Source organism: Rhizobacter sp. SG703 (assembly GCF_012275445.1).
In the GTDB taxonomy this organism is placed as follows: Bacteria; Pseudomonadota; Gammaproteobacteria; order Burkholderiales; family Burkholderiaceae_C; genus Rhizobacter.
The window spans coordinates 324,436-342,279 of the sequence record NZ_JAAZQK010000003.1 but is presented as its reverse complement, the minus strand read 5'-3'; the positions used below and the strand labels follow the sequence as shown (position 1 = coordinate 342,279).

The following is a 17,844-nucleotide window of genomic DNA, read 5'->3' as shown; positions in this document are numbered from 1 at the left end:
TCCGTCCGGCGCTGTCGATGGACTGGCCGGCCATCACGGACTTGCTGACCCAGTCGAAGCTTCCGACCGACGGCGCTCATGAATGCCTGCAGCACTTCGTCGTCGCCGAGGAGGCGTCGACGGTAGTGGGCTGCGCGACGCTGGAGCGGTGTCCCTCGACGCCCATGGCGAAGTAGACGGCTGTGCGAACCCGTGGGCACGTTCCGCGAGGTCGGCTTCAAACTCGGCGCATGGCGGGACGTAAGTTGGTGGCAATGCCAACTGCAAGACAACGAAGCCCCGCTGCGGATGCCGAAAGGCTTCGCTTGACTGCGCCGCATCGGCGCAAGAATCACAGTCAAATTCCAAACTTGGAATTTGAGCAGCTGCGATGCTCAAACTTTAGGCAAGCCTGGAAGCGGAAAAGCCCTTGTAAGTCGTTGACTCACAAGGGCTTTTTGTTGGCGGAGTGGACGGGGCTCGATATCGGGCCCCGGAACCCCTACGGAATACTGACCTGCTTTGTGCATCGGTGTCGCTGAAGCCTACCGTAGACAGGGTAGCGGCGCAAGGCCTTGAGTATCTGCCGGTGGTTCTAGTCTTCTTTAAATACTCGGCGAACACGGGCCAAATCGGCACCAGCTGGCATTGTGTTTTTATATCCAAGACGGCGAAAAAGATACCGTCCGCCCGACGCAGAATCGCCGGCCAAGATTTCCACCAGAGCCAGATGCCGCAGGCACTTGGCAATCGTGCCGTAGCTACCGCGTGCCAGCTCCAGCCTCAAGTTGCGCACACCGACTGCTCTACCTTGACGCTTCAGCTCGACGCATGCCGTCACCACGTCAATCGACGTGACCCCTTTTCGTCCCATAGTTCCTCCAATTTAAATGAGTGCAAACTAAAGTGCACTGTCTGTATAGGAAGAATTCAGGACTCGATTTCGTAACAGAAACTCGTTGTTCGCTTGACCGTATAAATCAACAATGGCGTCTTCAACCTCGCAAAGGAGTCGACGATGCAAGTCGCAAACAAACCGTCACAGCCAGGGGTCCGTGTGATATTTCATATCTCTCCGAGCGTTTATATCACCGGAATCCTCAGCGCGCAGCGACGAGGTTTGAAGCTGGACGAGTTCCTGGACGCGGCCATCACGGCGGCAGCCTCAGCGGAACCGACCGACCCCACACATGAGTTGCCATGGAGCAGGCACTCGATGGAGCTCTTCCTGTTGCTTGCCGACACGCTCCCCGAGTCCCTGCACGGCCCCTGGCGAGTCTTGTACGCCAAGGTGCTTCAGGAGCCGGACCTTTGGAAGGCACCAGAGGCATCACTTGATGAGGTCGAGAGCGGCACGGCCGACGATGAGTGGCGTATCAACGAGACGGCGCTTGCGAAGGCATGGCCTCGCTTGGTCAGCTCGGTTTTCGCGTGCTAGCTATCGGCGGCCCGCTGGCCCCGAGTTTCAACGTTGAAATTCTATGGTCAAGGGCGGTAGCCTTGCTGAACAGTCAGCGGCGCCCATGTACCCCAAGCCGCGCCATCGCCTGACTCCACGGGTACAGGTGACGCGGCCGAGCCGCCAAAGTTAGCTTTCACTAACTACATTCGCTATAAAGCCGCTCCGGGCTTGCTTCGCGGGCCTCACGCATACAAAAGCATGGCCGCCGGTATGCGGGCCTCCCGCCGCAAACACAGCAACGTTATGCACCGGCGCGCTCTTTCTTCGGCACCGGCTCACCCTTTCGCCAAGCGCGTCCCTCCACGATGACCTGATGCTTCAAGCCGGACCAGCCGCCAGGCCGATAGAAGCAGTCTCGACTCCGCAAAGCTTCAACCATTGCCTGAACGAGGAACCAAGAGCGCTGGAACTCAATCGCTGCGGCTGGCGGTGGTTCTTCGCCCTTCGCCAGTTGACGGTACGCAGTCTGGACCTCGACCGCCGCGCCGTTCAGTTGTTGCATCGCTGCAAGGAGCCGGTCGCCCGCGTTGGCTTGCGTACTTGATGCCGACGGCTGCAAATCTGTCGCGGTCATCGGGACCGCACCAAGGTCTGCAATGCGCGACGCAGACTGGGTGAGCAGCGTCTGCACAGTCGCGCACATCAGCGGATTGCTGCGAGCGAGAGCTTCCACTTCGGAAATCGAACGCCGTGCTCGAATAGAGATGACCTCATCGCGGTGCTCGGCAGCCAAGCGAGCCAGCGTTGGCAGACGACCATTGACGTACTCGAGTTGCACTTCAGTCAAGCCAAGCTCACGAAGTGCTTCGACGTCCCTTTCGGACAAAGCGGTGGTGCCGGACGCAAGGCGGAAGACTTCTGTGTCGTCTGAACGGCCAAACGTTCGGCCGTCGTCGCCCTTGGTAGTGCGCCACACGCAACGCAAAATGCGCACGGCCTGAGGCACCTTCCCTTTCGGGCGTGACTGCGCGACCGCGATGCTACCGGCGAGGAGTTTCGTGTCGTCGAGGTCCCGCATCGTGCGTTCTCCGTTTTGAGTTGAGGGGGTCGTCTCAACGTGTAGTCACTGAGTTCCGCGCGAGAGACCTCTCCTTTTCCAGTTCGGGCTGAGGAGGTCGGCCGATTCGAGATATTGAGAAGCGCTCGCGACGAAACGTCGGTGGGTCCATTGCGGGAAGGGAGCCCGCGTACTGGGCATCAGCCCGTCGTCGCGATTTGCGTTGTCGCCTGCGTCATGACCTTGAGAGTGTTCCCCTCTGCAAAGACGGCCAACTTCTTGTCGACGACAGAGCCAAGATTGCGTAGGTTCAGACTCGAGTGGAACGGTGCTGGGATGTCAGCACCAAGCACCAGCTCCCGCTTCTGCCGGTTGATGCCGTGAAAGCCGGGAACCTTGCGCAAATACTCGACCTGCTGCACCAGGTAATCGGGCTTGCGCTCCTTGCTGGAGCGAACGCGCCCGGCCGCCTTCTTCAAGCGCTCTTGCCAAGCCTCGTAGCTGGCGCGTGTGAGGACCCAGGTCCAGACATGATGAATCGTGCCCGAGCGGCGCCGAACGGGACGTCCAACCAGTTCGTACTGGTCGGCCCAACGGAGCCGCGTTTCGGGGTTGCGCGCATCAAACGAGTTCGGCGCGACCGGCAAATCCCCTTCGCCTTCGGTTGCCAGAAGCCAAAAGTACCAAGTCCCCGTCGCCGGCTCGCCATCCTTCGGAAACATGACCAGCCGCGCGGATGAGCGACCGCGCAAGCGTGCATGGTCCCGTGCACCGCGCGATGCCAACACGCGATAGCGGTCATCGAATTTCTCGAGCAGTGCTGCCGCCTTGTCGGAAGGAACCTCGCCATGCTGGAACAGCACGTATCCGTGCCCGGCCTGCTCGGCGAGGTACCTCATTGCGGCGGTCTTGGTGGCAGGGACCGCCAGGTCCCGCGGCGTGGTCTGGCCCACTTCTCGGGCCTCGTTGGGCGTTGTCATGCAACGTGTAGGCACCGGGAACCACGTGGACACGGTGAGCGGGCCGACAGGCCCGCGAGGCGTGTTTCTCAGTGGCTCCAGCCTGGAGCCACATAACTTCAATTGCGGTGGCGAAGCCACCTATAAAGAGGCCAGCGCGAATCGCGCTGGTGCCTATACGAAGCTGAGGACTTCTATAAGTTCGGAATTTGTAGGGGGAACGCCAACCCCGAGCCACAGCGATGCGGCTCGAGGGGGCGCCAAACCCCTCGAGCCATGAACACAGTTGGATGCCCTGCTGCTCGTGCTAGTCACACGAAACGCAGAAGCGTCGGAACCGCCGGATGCACGTAATGGTGCCCGTCCGGCGATAACGGGCAGCAGGGGTAGTGCCTCTCCCCTGCTGACCCACACCACGCTTACGCGAGCGCGCAAAGTGAGGCGCGAACGATGAGAGGGCGCGACTGTCTCAAAGGGCCGCCTCGTGAGAGTGCGGTTTGGGGGGATGACCAGGTGTTCCATGTGAGCTCCCTGCGTCTGAAACTCGATTCAGACTTCAATCTGAAACCGAAACTATGGAGAGACCACCACGGCGCTTCGGCGCTGACCGGTGGACTCGTATCGGCGGCGGGAAACCGTCCGCGAGCTACCCACACCTGGGACCCTGCCAGCTACCCGCAAGGGACTGGTGCACTTCGCGCAAGCGACATGTCCGTGCGTCCGGAAACGGAAGCGGCATCAACAGTGGGGCACTGGGCGGCGCAAGCCACTCAGGTCCGGGGAGAGCTTAAGGGTGTAATTGCGGCTAAAGCCGAGCGGTCAGGGATGACCGCCGGCCAGGCATTGCTGCATTGGGTAGAGCTGGGAAAGGGACCATGAGGTCCTTGCCGTGAGTCGTAGGGTTGGTACCCCAATGACTGTGCGAACCGTTGGCACTTGAAGGAAGCGTAGGCGTTTGGGCCTCTTGGCTACGCGACGGGGCACCCCACAAGGGAGCTCGCCGGCTGGAAACCGGACTTCATGATGCTTAGGCGCGGCTACTTGCTCGCAAAAACTCCATGGTGAAGACAGGAAGGTTGACCAAGTTCAGATGATTGCGTTAATCGAGGAGTGACTTCCCCGAGCAACATCGAAACTTGAGTCGTGGGTAACCACGGCGTGTCGACGGCTGCAGGATGACTAGGTTTGGCGCAAGCCAGACGACGGGAGGGTTCGCACGAAAACCCCGCTCGTTCGCTCTCGCAAGAGAGTGGCCCGAAAGTCCTAACCGACGCGAAATGCGTCCGACTGTGTTTGTTCGATGGCTGATGGCCCAAGTTGCTTGGCGGCGACGAAGGGCTGTGCTCTTCCCTTGGCGGGGAAGGCACGTGGAAGCTGGCTTGGCAGCCGGCTGTGACGTGAGGTGTTCTCGATTTGCTTTCGGGGGAAGGTTCGCCAACCCCATTTCGGAAGCAAGACTTGTTCATTCATCATTCACAGAGGGGGCGGCTCGCCCGTCCCCTCTTCTTTCGATGATGACCAAGTGCGAGTGTGTGTTAATGCCCAGACCCATGCGCTTGAGAACAACGAAATGGTCCCCTGTGCAGGGGACCATTTCTCTTTATCGGAGCGCGGTGGCGTACAGCAAGACAGTCCAGCAAGCCGCAACGCTACGCGAGCACTCGGTACCACGGCACTCGTTGGCCGCTATCGGTATACCGGTATTCAAGCCGAAAGCTCCTCGACTCGCTCAGCACCTGAGGCCATGACCTGCAGCCGTATCTGTGCGGCATTTGCTCGGGGTGGTGCTCGGCTATCCAGGCCGTAGCGTCAGCCAACTTAGTCCAACCTCCGGCGGCTGCGCTCGCCCTTGCAGCCTCACGTAGCACGCGGACGATACCTGTGTGTGGCCAGTCAGACGTTCCATCCGGCGCGATGCCGTTGAGCACCATGTCCAGAAACACCTCGCTCTGCGCGAAAGATGTTGCATGGGTGCGGGCATCGTCCATGCTCTCGGCCCACTTGCGCAACTCCTCATAGTGGCGGTCGATGCGCTCGTAGCTCCGGTTGAGGTGCTCCACCGCGGCGACGCACCCTACATCCGTCCAGACATCAAAACGCTCGATGAGGTGGTGGACAAGTTCGTTGCGCATGAGCACGAGGTCGTCGATGGCGGCCTTCACCTCGGCACGCCGCTCCTCTGCCATCTCCATACGGAACTGGAAGCTCATCGAAATTCGGTCTGTCGGAATCTTTGCATCGTCCAGCACGGGCTTCTCGGTACCCTTAACGACAACGTAGTTCTCGAACAGCGCCTTGACCAGCGTCCCGAGGCTCTTGTCCGAAAACTTCTCGACACGAGCCGCCCGTTGCGCTTCAAGTTGGTCCATGGGACCGCCGAGCTCTTGGTGAGCAAGCATCGCCTTCATGAGGCGCTCGTATTGCTGGAGGCGTAGCAGGCAACGGCCCATCAAGCGCTGAACGTCGCGTTGAAGTTCGGGGCGTGAGCTATCGGCCAACCGTGGGGCTCCTTCTAAACTGTTTGGTCAACGAGACCGACGAAATTGATGGAGCCTGTGAAATGCGAGGTACTGGCAGTGCTCTGGCCTAAGGAGCTTCGCACACCAGTGCGTCGACACCGAGAGCCGTGCTTGCGCCTCACCGAGCAACGCGTCCGAGACCAAGACGCGTCCATCGTCCGCAAAGGAAACCCAGCCGCCATCGAACAGTGCGTCTACATGGGGTGCGAGCAGCAACCCATTGAACACGTCGAGCCGCTCATCATCGCCGTCGCATGACGCCCAGGGTTTGATGTGCGAAGCACGCAGAAGCTCCGGAACGTCAAGACCAGTGACGCAGCACTGGCCCTGCCAATAGTCGAGCAACGCCGAACGGAACAAATTCTGACCAACACGCTGAACAACTAAGCGCTCTGCTTCGGTGGAACGCGGCATGCCTGCAGTGTCACGACGAAAGGCGTCGGCAACACGGTTGGGCAGCGTCCGAGCGTGCGCTGCAGCGGTTCTCAGTACGTCGTACAGAGCTCCATAGCCCTGCACCTCGACCGCAGCGGTGCCATCGGGGGCGTCCACCATGAGCGCATTTGCGGCTGTGACCTCGAAGGTCGACAGACCAACCGAACGGACCAAAATCGACTCAGGGAACGTGGCCGACCTGAGTTTTAGACCGTCGCCATGCTCAGTCGGCGTCATCTCAAAGCCACAGTCCGCCGCAGCCTTTTCGATGCGGAGCCGGTCGAGCGGAGTCATGCAGCAATATCGGGCAAGCCGATTCGGCCAAGTTCAATGTCGTTTATGAGCCCGCTGAAGTGTAGCGGACTTCATTGAACAGTGCGTCGGTCATAGGTGTCGAATCTCTTTTCAACCAAGCACTCGGAATCACAATGGCCGCCCCTTGTAGCCGGCAGGCGGCGCTTTCAGTTCCTTGCCGACCTTGGCGGGTGCCGTGGACTTGAACAGCGACGGGTCAACTTCGAAAACGCTCACGGCAACTTGGTGGCCCCCATGCACATGAGCAATGAGGCGCTCGTGCTTCGGCAGAGGAACTTGCGCCGTGGACCCTCCGAACTCCCCAGAATTGGCCAACACCACCGGCTGGTACATGTGAAAGTGCAACGCCGCAATCATGTTGTCGAAGGTCTGCACGTCTTGGTTCAGGGCAGCAACCATGAACATGTCTGACCGGTCGCGGAGGTCTGCGACAAGGTCAAGGTCAGTGGCGTCGTAACAGATGGCGGCCGCAATTCGTGTCCGCGTCTTCGCTCCGATAGGCAGTTCTACCAACGTCAGATGAGGGCGGTAGCCCTTGACACCCATTTTGGCTTCCAACTTCATCGGATGGAGCTTGCCTTGCCAAACGTATTGAAAGCTGCGTCCATGCGCAGTAGACTCGGTTCGGATGAGCCACAAACCTTGGTTCACGGTGCCGCCAGCCTTGGCCGAGTGAAGGAAGGTCAGGCCGGTGAATATGCTGGCCCGTAGGTTGTCCGCCAGCCTCCTCAACAGAAAGGTATGTTCAGGGTGAACGGCCAATTCCGGGAAGAGGACGACATCGACAACGGGACCTCCATCGTCCGAATCGAATGACCCGGCAGCCCCTGCGGATGCCCAGGTCTTCAGCTTCTGGTGCGTCAATCGGCAAACCTCTGCCAAATGACGTCGATGTTCGGCAAGCACCCCTGGCGTCCAATGTGTCGGGTCCTTGACATCAAATTCATCACGTCGAGGCCGCATCGGCTGGACTATGGCCACACGCAACGGTCGGTCCTGTAATGGTGCGCGGTCATCAACCGGCACCACGTACATCGGCGTGTTGCTTCGGCTGCCATACAGTGCACGCTGCACCGCGATGCGCTGTTCAAACAGAGCCAGCAGTTCCCCGGCCGTTCGCGCAGTGCCGGCAGCGGCAGCATCGTTGGCCCGGAACTCAACGCCGGGCCATTGCAATAGGGTGGACAACAATCCCGACACCCACGGCGACACCGGCCCCGGCTCGTCTAGCAGCCCTCGTCCGGAATTCAACAGACCGAATCGGCGCTTGAACCACGTGCTTCTCAGGCCCGTGTACCTCCCCACCTCTTCAGTGACCAGAAAGCGGCGGCTAGTGAAATCAAACTCCCCGGTCAGGGCCGCGCGCAGAATTCGCCCGAGTCCGTACAGCCACGCGCTCGCCTCGGCCACCCACGGCGGGTTCGCATACAAGGGGTTTGCCGAGTCGCTTGGCACAATCGACTCAATCGAAAGGAAGTTGTCAGGCCCTGGCATCGCATGGATGCGCGACCAATCCTCGCACCGCAGCACGATGTCATTGGCGGTCAGGGCAGACGAAAGATGAGCTTCGATGCCAGGGTGCCGTAGCAAGGCCGCGGCCAACATCAGCAAACCATTCTCCTGGCCGAACAGATTGTCTGGCTCGTTCATGAGTTGCAGAAGAGGCCGAACCTTCCTGCCCGCCCCCACGGCCCGGCGCGAAGAGCCTGGCCGCCGCCCCGACTCCACCAGCGCGCGGGGAACAAACTGGCGCCATGCAGGCGCCTTGCGTCCATGCAATGCGGCCAGCACTAACTCGGGCCGGTTTAGCGCGACGGTTCGCACAACCTCAGCCTGCGTTGTCTCCGAGGCGGTGCGTCGGAGACCGTCCGCCAACCATGCGCCAAACCTTCGAGCGTTGGGATGGAGTTGCTGCGCCACGAGCGCCAAAGGCATGACACTTTTCAAGTCACTGTCTTGAACCGGCTCATACATCGCGGCGCGTTGAAGCGCCACATAGGGCTGGAGCGGTGCAGCGTGCTCGGTCGTCACTGCAAGCGACACGTCTCCGATGGAAGCCAAGTACAGACGAGCCTGCTGGCGGAGGTACCACGGCGAATCCATGCGTTCGTTCAGCACTCTCCGAGCCAGTGACCCCAAGTCTTCTCGGTATCCAGCAATGTCGACTGCCTCCGGATACTCCTCGGAGTCGCGGAAACCGGTCTCAACGGCTCCAGCGCGCAGGAGGTCTGCAACGACGTACTCGGCCACCTTGACCTCTCGCTTCTGCGCAGAATCCGGGGCCTGCGGCGGCGAAAAGAGTTTGACGCCCAAAGCCTCGGCCACTGGAGCGAGCAGGCGCGGATGAGGAAACAGGTCCAAGCCGCATCGCAGAAGCAGCACGAGGGCTGGGTTCTCCGCCCAACACTTAATGAGCTTTCGCGCGGTCGACTCGAACTCGTGCGACAAAACCATGCCTTGTGTTATGCGCTCGCTGAGCGACTCTTCGGCCCCCGCCCGACTTTCGGTGTCTGTCATCGCGAGGCGATGGCGCATTAGCTGAGCAAGGCGCGTTGCGACGAAGCGTTTAACCGTGTCGTCCCGCACATCAGTGTTTGGCACAGCCACGGTTGCCAGTCCCAGGCGTGACGGCCTGGGTTCGTCAGCGCCTTCAATTTGCTCCGACATCCAGAGCATGCCGTCTAATCCCCCTGCCGCCTGGGCCAGCGACTCAAGGTCGAAAGTTCCACTCAGTTCCGCGTTTAGCATCTCCATCAAAGCCGACATGTGACTTTGAGCAGAAATCGCACGGTACGGGGTCACGACAGACTTGTCGGGCGACAGTTCCAAGGCCCGCTGAGCGCCGATGCGTTCGCAGTGGGCGCTCAGCACGTTCTTCACGTACTCCTGGACATGGGCCAACACGGCGCTTTGCCCCAGCCCACCCGGGCCACTCCGGGCCTCGACAACCAATCGCATGTCGTCCACGTAGCGGCAATAGTCCAGCAACCGGACGTCGTCGCCGACATTGGCACCCTGTGTCGCAGCCAGATGCAGGTCGCGGTCAAACCGAATCAGATAAGCGTTTGACAGGAACCCAGATGCCACCAGCCCTTGCGGCAAACCAAGCTCGAGCTGGCCCTGACCGTCGCCGCCTGTCAATTCGGCCAGCTGGTGGTCATCGTTCCGCCATTGCCAGTCGAAAACGCGAGCCAAGCGCTGCCAGAATACATCGTCGGCGGAAAGACGGTCCGGCAAGCCGTGCACAGTTCGATGCTCTTGTTCCGCCCCGCGCAATTCGTTCAGCAGCGCGCTTCGGTCCACTCGGTCGAAGAACGATTTGATATCGAGCGACACCACGAAAAGTTCGCGCCGAGTACCAAGTTGCGGCATGAGTTCCGCACAGACCCGTCGCGGACGCGCCAAGAACGTCCGGTAGTCCTGGAAATACTGACGATAGGTTCGACTATTGCCCCATGAGAACTTCGCCCGAGGTCGTGTGTTGGGCCTCGTCTCCCAAGAGCATTGCAGACGATTGCCGTAGCTCACCACGCCTTGAGCGCGCATTGCCAGGACGTCAGTTCCCGTCGTGTCCCCCTGCGCTGACTCCACGGCTTCGGCCAAGCACATCATCGCTGCGGTGGCCAAGGTCTGGTCACGGATGGAAAGGTGGGCCAGCGGGCGCAGCTTCTGCAGCGGAGCGGCGGCCCTACCACCCGACATCAATGGCTCGCTTTGCGCCGATGGTCTTGGACCCCAGTCGTCAAAGGTCGCCTCGGAACCCAGGCTGTCAAGGTCGACATTTAGGAGGTCGTCGAACGACGTGATGGTAGGCGCCGGCCGGAACGTCCAACGAGCATTCTTCGGTGCCGGGACGAGCATCATTTCCTGTGGTCGAAAACCCTCCTGACTGACTTCCGAGGCCCAGCGCACCAAGCGGTCCTCCAGGTCGACAGTCGATGCGTCCAGTTCGAGCACGTCCGCGTACCAGTTGTGTCGGCGGATGAAGGTATGCGACTTCTTCCAAGCTTGCGCGAGAACGACCACATCGGCGAGCTTCTCGCCTCTTGGTGGAAGGTCTTGGTATTCTTCTTTGACAACCGACACTCTGTTCCCCTTTCAGACTTGGCTTGGTCTGCTCGCGAAGTTCGCTCGCGGCAGTTGACGTTCACGCCGAATCGAAACCTGGCAGTTCCGGCGCCAGTTGCCGTTTGAATAGGAGCGCTTGGTCTGCGCCCGGAGCTAGTTCTAGGACGACGTGAGGCGCCGCCGATAGCTTGTCAGGTGGCGACGAGGTCGTCGTCACAATGAACTGAAACGGCACAGCGCCATCCTTGGAAAGTTGCTCCGCAGCTTCTGCCGCTGCGAGGAAGAACTCCCGATACAGACGCTCGCTCATGTCGGCTTCTCTCGGGCAGTCATGAACCAGGAAGCCCGGGTGGTTGCTGACATCCGACACGGCGGAGTCGAGCAGGCACACGATGTCGCCAAGCAGCACTTCTAGAACCTGGTAGGCCTCACCGCCACGTGCAACCTCGAAGGGACGAACCTCGTGTCCTCGCACAAACCGCGCGTGTCCTGCTGCACCAAGGAGTCTGGTCGAGACGGCGGCAGTCAGGGTCTTGATGGCATCCACTCTCGACGACTGCTGAGACCTTCGACTGACCTCGGCGGCTCGGAGGGAACTCAACGCCGTCTCGAACTCTTGGAGTCGCTTCCGCGCCTCGACCAGTTCAGCTGTATCGCCGCCCTGGGCCCTTTGCGTGTGCTGCACCTGAAGCTGGTCCCAAGACTGCTTCAACAACGCTCGCGTGCTCTCACTTGTGGCGACACGGACTCGCAACCGGCGCAATTCCACTTTCTTCTCGGAGATGCGCTGCACTTGGTCGGACTTGGCCTTCACGAGCCTTTCGAACTCCACCGTCCGAGCCTCGTAGCGTGCAGCCAGCTCCGGTGCCGTTGCCTTGGCCTGTCGACCGTCCTGAAACCACGTCATGTTGACCGCGCTCTTACGTTCCTGGATGTGCTGGCACTCGTTGAACTCGACATTTCCGTGGTCGCATCGCCCCTCAAGGCCTTCCAGTTGGTCCCGAACCTTGGTCAGCCGCTCGAAGTCCGCTTGGTTCGCATCGACCAGGGACTTGGCGATGCCCACCGCGAGTTCCGCCAGTGCCTGGGCCTTGGTCAGCTCATGCAGGTGGAGCTGCGCCTTTGCCAGGGCATCTTCTGCCTGCTCCACGTCGCGCTCCCATCCGCGCTCGTCCCGTTCGGCAGCTTGCAAGGCGTCTTGAACACGTGACTCGACGGACTCGCCGACCGTGGTCATGAAGACGGGCTCGTCATCTTCCGCTCGCACCCGCAAACGCAGTTGGCGCTCGGCGTGGACTAACGCAAAGGCAGGTGCCCGTTCGAGTTCAGGAATGCCCTCCTTGCATTCTTCGAGCTGTTTCTGCTTGGCCTCGATGTCACGCAGCAGCCTGTCCAACTCCAGGTCTACCAGGCCCAGCACCGAGCCGACCAACAGCGGCGGGTCGCGACGTGACCGCTTGAAGCCCAGGCCTTCGCCCTCGCGCCAGTGGTAGAAACCGTCAAAGCGAGTTCGTTGCTCCCGAATGCACCAGGCCAGCAGATGGCGCCACTCAAGCGCTTGATTTGTTCCTGGCAGAGACCGGGCCGCAAGGCGACCAATAGAGAACTGCTCCAGCGCGTCGCTGTAGCCTCTGAAGTCGTTCGCCGCCGTTCCCTGGAGCAGTTGCTCTAACGCGTCGCATCGGGCAGCCATGGAGTGGCTGTACGCGCCATACGGTCGGAAGACCAGCCAGACGGCGCCGTCCACATGGACCTTCACAGCCACCCCGCCTTTGGGGAAGCTCCCAGCGGCCTTGCCGCGCAGAGTGGCGATGGCCGGGGCATCGTCACCCAGGACATATCTCAGCAGCAGGCACAACGACGTCTTGCCGACCCCATGACCTGCGCTTGACAAGCCCGAGGCCTCGCTCGAGGTGGACTCCTTGGCCCAAACGATGTTCAGCCCGGCGTGCAATTCGATGGTGCGCGTGAACACAAGCGGTTCACGGGATTCGACGAGCCACAGGGTCTCGACCCAGAGCCTAGGTTGAGCGCGAACCCGTTCATATGCCTTGAGCCAGGTTGCCATCGCTCCCCCTTATTGCGTGCCTGTCGCCTTAGAGCTTGAGAGCGCGGTAACGCTCTTCGCTCCCTCTGATTCCATACGCCGGCCCTCGGCTCGCCACAGCAGTCGAGCGACTTCGAGATGTTCCGGCAGTTGGATGACGTCGCTAAGTGGCGTCCCTGAGCTACGCGTGAAGATAGGCTCGCCCCCACGTGTCGAACGCACTAGCACATCAATGCTCGACAGGCGCTGCACGATGGGCAGGATGCGGCTCAGCAACGACGCCACATCTGCAATCCCAAGCGAACCCCGCAGAGCATCGAAGCGCGGCCCATCGACCGGACCCAGGTGGTGTGTCGCCGTCACCAAGGCGCCCACCACTGACTGGATTTCGACCAGCGAACTTCCTTCCGTTCGCTCAGCAACCAGCGCAGTCACGAGGCCAGCCAGCCGACCTTCCTCGGCATTGCGAATCATCCCCTGTTCGGAGTACGAAACCTGCGCCGGCTGCGTCGCAGGTGACATGTTGGCCTGCTGGTCCCATGCCTCCAGCACCAGCCGCCGAGTGCGGTACTCGCCGAAGGCTCGCATTTCGACATCCTTGAGTACGCGGAAGGTCTCGCTGGGGTAGTCCTCGCCCATCACCTCCTTTGGGTCGAGGATGTAGCGCAGTTCGTCGCGGGTGAGACCGTAGAGATGGGCGTAGCAGGCGTCCAGTTCGGCGCGAAGTTGGGCGCGCCGAACAGCATTCCAGGTAAAGGGCTGGCCACGTTCAGTGGCTGGGCGCGCGTCAAATTCGGCTAGGTCATCGGCCCAGGGCTTTAAATCGTATGCGGTATAGGTCAGTTCAAGTACGCGCGAAACGATGAGCCGAGCTACACGAGGGTCATACGCGTCAGGTCGAAGCAAAGGCAGTTGCCGCATATGGAACAGCTTGAGGTGGGCGCCACCGACCTTCTGACGGGCCACATAGTCAAGTGGGAGGGCATTTAGGTTGGCCAGCAATAGAGCTGCCTGTGCAGGTTCAATGTTGGATTCAACGAAGATGCAAGGGAAGTCACCGACGATGGCAGCCCTAGGCGCAACGCCAGCAATGAGCGTACGTATGTCAGTGCTTCGGCATATGTCCCGCCAACCCATGAGCCAGCGCGGACTGCGTTGGTCCATCCAAGCGTCTAGCAGTACACGCAGCGCGGCCGAGAGCGTGGCGGCGAGCAACGCGTCAGCCAAGGCAGCCAGTTCATCATCACGAAGGCGTGCGTCGGTGTTCTGCATCGCCCACTTTGGAAACTCGACCAGCATCTTCTTCGTCGTCAGGCCGTCCCCGCGCAGCACATCTCCCAGAACCGGAAAACGCGTATTCAGCTGCGCCTCCACGGCCGCTATGTACGGCTGAGCCTGACTCGGCGTCCACCCCTTTGCAGTAGTGGGCACGCCTGCCTTACGGCGAAACAACTCTCCAGCCACCCATTGCGCGAGCGCCTGCAGCAAGTCCGCGACTGCGATGTCCAACGCTTCCTGCAACCCGTCGTCCTGCGCCGCATGAAGCGCAAGCCAAGCGCGAGATACGCGCGTGGGAACGTTTGCAATACGTGCCAGCACTTCACGCGCGCTCACCCAGTAGCGAGGTCGTACGGCAAAGGCGGGGTCGCCCTTCTGCTGCTCGGTTAGTTCCGTGGTTTCAACCTTGCCCGAGGCACCGCTAGCATCCGCGTAGGTAGCCCACCGATGGTCGTACTGGTGAAGCATCTTCGCCTCGTACAGCGGTAGATGCTGAGGCTGGCCGAGGCTGGTTGCACTATCAGCAAATAGGCCGCTGTCGCCGGACATGTGAAACATCGCTTGGAAACGGGCGCCCCATGGGTTCACCGCCGGTTGGACGACATCGCCCGCTTCGTTGGTTAACGCCTCTTGAATGAATACCGGCGCCGAGCGGTAGAGCTTCTTGGTCAATTCGGCGTCGCGCTCGCTACGGAAGACTGGGCAGGTGCGGGTATTCGGGTTAATGACGGCGAACTCAGCCGACGTCAGTTGAAATTGACGGCGCACATCGTGAATCTGCTCGGGTTGACGCGCGAAGAAAACCAATTTAGCTGGCTCAGTGGTGGGGCTGCCGCCCAGCGTCAACAAGGCGAAGCGGAACGAGTGATGTACCGAAGGGAATACGAACTCTTCGTTCTCCAGGCAAAGCAGACCACGCAAATAACCACCGACGGCCAATCGCTCGAAATAGGCCTTTGTTGAGTCGTCCGTCGCAATGCCAGTCGGCACAATGAAACCGGCCCGTCCACGTGGCGCAGTAGCCTGCAAGAAAGCCTCAGCGAACAGCGCGTAGGTATTCACATCACCTACACCGGAAAGCGGATAGCGCCGCCCATCGTGCGCATAGAGACTGGCAGCCTCGGCGCCACGCCGAGCGGAGATGAAGCCGGCGTACAACGCCATCTCGGCCCGATTGGGCGGCGTCAGTCCTTCGGCGCGTTCCAAGTCGGGGTGCACGCGGTGTAGCAGCACGCCTTCACGGAGCCATTCGATGCGCTGCGCTCGCTCAGCCTTGTGCTTTGCTTCTGCCACTAAGGGGCTGCGGGTGGCAAAGAACTCTTCCTCCTGTAGTTTGATACGCTCCCACGGTGGATTTCCCAGCATCACGCTGAAACCACCGTTTGCTGCCACCTGAGGGAAAGCCAGCCACCAGTGGAAAACTCTGTGCTGTCGGCACAGCACCTGGGCCGCACTCTCGATTTCGTTGTTGGCGGGCTCGTCACTGAGTACCCCCCACAGATAGCCCGACAGCGGAACGGTTGTGACCGTGCCCGCTAGCTTCGGGGCCAGAAAAGCCGCTACGTAGGTGTCTGCAAGCCGTGCAAAGCTGGTGCTGTGCGCAGCAGCGTCGGCAGCCCGCCAAGCTTGGCGCTTAGCGGCAAGATGTTCTGGCGTGTCATCGTCAAGCGTATCGGCCGACACCACCTGCGCGGCGAAGCGGGCAGGCGTCACCCAGTCGCCGGACGCGATGCTCTTCCAGCTCTTCAGGTCCGCCTTGTTCTGCTTCTTCAGCGCGCTGGCCACGGCCTTGTCGTCGCCCGAAAGCGCGGTGTAGGCTTCGTCGGGGATGCCGCTCTCCAGCACCTTCGGGTCCAGTACACCCAGCAGCGCGTCGCCTATGCGCAGGTGGTGGTCAACAAAACTCAGCGGACGGTCAGGCGAATAGGCCTCTAGCCACAATGCCGTCTTGGCCAGTTGGATGGCCATGGGGTTCTTGTCCACACCGTAGATGCAGCGGCTGACCACGTCTCGGAGTGCATGGCGGTAGTCGGAGGGCGTCGGGGCACCGCCTTCGCGCTCCGTAGCGGCGCGATGCAGCGCCACTTCGTCGGCCAGCCGGCGAGCAGCCGACAGCAGGAAGTGGCCGCTGCCGCAGGCTGGGTCGCAGACGGTGAGTGCTAGCAACGCCTCCACAGGGCGTTGCGGGTTGGCCTTGACGGTCTGCGCGATGACCGGCTCCAGAGCGCTCTTGATGAGCTCCTGCACCAAGCTGTCGGGTGTGTAGTAGCTGCCCGTGAGCTTGCGGGTGTTGCCCTTGGTGGAGGCGTCGGTCTCGTCATCACCAACGAAGGCCAGTCGGGCACCGGCCGGTTGGCTGAGGCCTTGCGGGTCGGGCACCAGCTCCAGCAGGCTCTCGTAGACGCTGCCCAATTCCTCGGGGCCCATGTCGCGGTAGTTGACGCGCGAGAGGCCGCCATCGGCGCGGAACCAACCGAGCTGGAACACAGCGGCCAGCAGGTGGCGGTTGTCGAGTTGGGCGGCGTCCAGGTACGGGCACTGGTCGCGGTCGAACAGCCCTCCCAGCGCGGGCAGGCCCAGCGCAGGCTCGCCACGAGCCAGGGCGCCGAATGTGATGGTCAGTGCCTGCCAAAGGTCCGCATGGCGGTCATGCTGGCTGCGGCGCACGGCGCGCTCGCGCAGCCAGGTGAGCGAGTAGCCGGCGAGGTAGCGGGCCTTGGCATCGGCCGTTGCCTCGGGCGTGAAGACGAGGTGCTCGCCGGTGGCGCGGTCGCGCCGGTCTTCTACAGTGGCCAGGAAGATGAAGCGGTAGACCAGGCGCAGCAGTTCCTCGAAGAAGGCTTGTCGGTCATAGCCGCTGTCAGCCGACTGCAGGGCCGCGCGCAGCGCGCCGTTGGTCGGGTGCGAGAGGAAACCGGTGCCCAGCGCGCGCAAGGCCTCTGCCACCTGGTAGCGCAGCTTTCCGCGCACGGTCACGCCCGCCTGCTGGCCGGCGGCACGCCAGCGTTCCCAGGGGCAATCTGTGGGTGGGGCATCGGTGCTGCCGGCGGCGCCAGCAAAGCGGCTGGCGTGGGCCAGCAACCAGAAGGCACTGAAGTCGGCCAACAACTCTTCGGTGAACAGCGCTTCGAGGTCCACCTCGATGTAGGCAGGCCGGGTGAGGCTGGGGTTGTCCCGCAGGATGCGCAGCGTCAGGCCGTTGCTGACGATGGCCCAGAGCGAGGTATCGGAGGCGTTCAGCGCCTCCTGCGCCAGCATGAAGGGGCTGCGTCGACGGGTCTTACCGGTGTCGGGGTTGGTTTCGCCAAAACGCTCGGCGGCTTCGTCCAGCAGCTGGTCGAAGCCTGCGAACACCAGAGGCACCCGGCCGTGCATCTGACCTTGCGCGGACTTGTTGAATAGGCCGGCATGGCCGATGGCGTACTGGTGGCCAGCATGCTCGATGGCTGGGCAGCGCACCGCGTCATGAAAGTGCAGCACATCGCGCAGCAGTGGCAGCAGCCATTCGCGCACGGTCACGTCATGGGCGCGCACATCTTGCCGCTGGCGCAGGGCCTGGAAGTCCTGCCAGAGGTTCAGCGCAATCTTGAAGTCGCGGGCAATTTCGTCCCGCAGCTTCAAGCCGCGAGCGATGCGGTACTGGCCTTCGGTCTGCTCGCTACCTTTAGGGTCGGTCAGCAGGGTAAGGCGGGTGAGTTCGTCGGCGGGGATGAGGCCGCCTTCGATGCGGATGGCACGGTAGGCAAGCTGGTGCGTGGTGCGCGTGGAATGCAGTTTGGCCATGG

General features: G+C 61.5%; 9 protein-coding genes. 2 read left to right on the top strand and 7 right to left on the bottom strand.

Features of this window, described 5'->3' with window-relative positions; translation table 11 throughout:
* The first annotated feature begins 17 nt into the window (after positions 1 to 17).
* Both FHT26_RS07145 and FHT26_RS07140 read left to right on the top strand, forming a co-directional pair.
* Positions 18 to 176 carry a GNAT family N-acetyltransferase gene (locus tag FHT26_RS07145; RefSeq protein WP_168559458.1) on the top strand — a complete coding sequence of 53 codons (159 nt, stop codon included), beginning with the start codon at positions 18 to 20 and terminating at the stop codon, positions 174 to 176.
* Positions 177 to 997: 821 nt separating this feature from the next.
* Positions 998 to 1,417, top strand: a complete 420-nt coding sequence (locus tag FHT26_RS07140) for a hypothetical protein (protein WP_168559457.1) — start codon at positions 998 to 1,000, stop codon at positions 1,415 to 1,417.
* A 265-nt stretch (positions 1,418 to 1,682) separates the two neighbouring features.
* Here the strand turns inward: FHT26_RS07140 and FHT26_RS07135 are convergent, their stop codons facing one another.
* The 7 genes from FHT26_RS07135 to FHT26_RS07105 form a co-directional block, all read right to left on the bottom strand.
* Positions 1,683 to 2,459, bottom strand: coding sequence for a hypothetical protein (locus FHT26_RS07135; protein WP_168559456.1), 777 nt, complete (start codon positions 2,457 to 2,459; stop codon positions 1,683 to 1,685).
* 179 nt (positions 2,460 to 2,638) lie between these two features.
* On the bottom strand, positions 2,639 to 3,337 hold the full coding sequence (locus tag FHT26_RS07130; RefSeq protein WP_168559455.1) for a hypothetical protein: 699 nt from the start codon (positions 3,335 to 3,337) through the stop codon (positions 2,639 to 2,641).
* Between the two features lie 1,709 nt (positions 3,338 to 5,046).
* A complete protein-coding gene (locus FHT26_RS07125; protein ID WP_168559454.1) occupies positions 5,047 to 5,805 on the bottom strand; it encodes an OST-HTH/LOTUS domain-containing protein in 759 nt (252 codons plus the stop codon).
* Between the two features lie 117 nt (positions 5,806 to 5,922).
* Complete coding sequence (locus FHT26_RS07120; RefSeq protein WP_168559453.1) at positions 5,923 to 6,645, bottom strand: HNH endonuclease; 723 nt, start codon at positions 6,643 to 6,645, stop codon at positions 5,923 to 5,925.
* A gap of 129 nt (positions 6,646 to 6,774) precedes the next feature.
* Positions 6,775 to 10,752 carry an RNA-directed DNA polymerase gene (locus tag FHT26_RS29775; RefSeq protein WP_168559452.1) on the bottom strand — a complete coding sequence of 1,326 codons (3,978 nt, stop codon included), beginning with the start codon at positions 10,750 to 10,752 and terminating at the stop codon, positions 6,775 to 6,777.
* Between the two features lie 61 nt (positions 10,753 to 10,813).
* A complete protein-coding gene (locus tag FHT26_RS07110; RefSeq protein WP_168559451.1) occupies positions 10,814 to 12,802 on the bottom strand; it encodes a coiled-coil domain-containing protein in 1,989 nt (662 codons plus the stop codon).
* 9 nt (positions 12,803 to 12,811) lie between these two features.
* Positions 12,812 to 17,842: an Eco57I restriction-modification methylase domain-containing protein gene (locus FHT26_RS07105; RefSeq protein ID WP_246867758.1), complete on the bottom strand. Its 5,031-nt coding sequence runs from the start codon at positions 17,840 to 17,842 to the stop codon at positions 12,812 to 12,814.
* Positions 17,843 to 17,844 lie beyond the last annotated feature (2 nt).

Coding starts and splice junctions, on each gene's coding strand:
- FHT26_RS07145 (WP_168559458.1), top strand. CDS start 18: ATGGACTGGCCGGCCATCACGGACTTGCTGACCCAGTCGAAGCTTCCG.
- FHT26_RS07140 (WP_168559457.1), top strand. CDS start 998: ATGCAAGTCGCAAACAAACCGTCACAGCCAGGGGTCCGTGTGATATTT.
- FHT26_RS07135 (WP_168559456.1), bottom strand. CDS start 2,459: ATGCGGGACCTCGACGACACGAAACTCCTCGCCGGTAGCATCGCGGTC.
- FHT26_RS07130 (WP_168559455.1), bottom strand. CDS start 3,337: ATGAGGTACCTCGCCGAGCAGGCCGGGCACGGATACGTGCTGTTCCAG.
- FHT26_RS07125 (WP_168559454.1), bottom strand. CDS start 5,805: ATGAAGGCGATGCTTGCTCACCAAGAGCTCGGCGGTCCCATGGACCAA.
- FHT26_RS07120 (WP_168559453.1), bottom strand. CDS start 6,645: ATGACTCCGCTCGACCGGCTCCGCATCGAAAAGGCTGCGGCGGACTGT.
- FHT26_RS07110 (WP_168559451.1), bottom strand. CDS start 12,802: ATGGCAACCTGGCTCAAGGCATATGAACGGGTTCGCGCTCAACCTAGG.
- FHT26_RS07105 (WP_246867758.1), bottom strand. CDS start 17,842: ATGGCCAAACTGCATTCCACGCGCACCACGCACCAGCTTGCCTACCGT.